The sequence below is a fragment of the Stutzerimonas nitrititolerans genome, from assembly GCF_003696285.1.
GTDB classification, from domain to species: domain Bacteria; phylum Pseudomonadota; class Gammaproteobacteria; order Pseudomonadales; family Pseudomonadaceae; genus Stutzerimonas; species Stutzerimonas nitrititolerans.
This window is the reverse complement of the sequence record NZ_RFFL01000061.1, coordinates 1-714: the sequence shown is the minus strand read 5'-3', so window position 1 is coordinate 714 and position 714 is coordinate 1. Positions and strand designations below refer to the sequence as shown.

1 protein-coding gene is annotated in these 714 nt (G+C 65.4%); it reads left to right on the top strand.

The window, feature by feature from the left end:
- A partial coding sequence (locus EA795_RS20670) for a phage major capsid protein (protein ID WP_122079239.1) occupies positions 1-714 on the top strand: 714 nt, incomplete at both ends.

The following is a 714-nucleotide window of genomic DNA, read 5'->3' as shown; positions in this document are numbered from 1 at the left end:
CGGAGAGCCCGAGCGTCCGAAGTCGGCAGGCGAGCTCGTCGCTGGCGCGGAGGCGATGGAGGGTGTGAATTCTTCCTTCCGTGGTTCGCGACGCGTCTCGGTACCGCGTGCCGCGATCACCACCGCGACTGGTGGAGCTGCTGTCGCACCTGATCGCCGCACCGACATCATCATGCCGCCTGAGCGCCGCCTGACCATCCGCGATCTGATCGCCCCGGGTGAAACCGAGAGCAACTCCTACGAGTACGTGCGTGAAACCGGCTTTACCAACAACGCGGCCCCGGTCGCTGAAGGCTCGCCGAAGCCGTACTCGGATATCACGTTCGAGTTGGTGACGGCGCCGGTTCGCACCATCGCTCACCTGTTCAAGGCGAGCCGCCAGATCCTCGACGACGCCCGGGCGCTGCGCAGCTACATCGATGCTCGTGCGCGCTATGGCCTGCTGATGGCCGAAGAACTGCAGCTGCTCTACGGCAATGGCACCGGGGCCAACCTCGAGGGCCTGATGACCCTGGCGGAGACGTACGCTGCGCCTGGCGGCATCACGGTCACCGGGGAGCAGCGGATCGACCGCCTGCGTCTGGCTCTGCTGCAGGCCGAGCTGTCCGAGTTTCCGGCTGACGGCATTGTGCTGAACCCGATCGACTGGGCAGCCATTGAGCTGACGAAGGACAACGAAGGCCGCTACATCATCGGCAACGGACAGGATGGTGC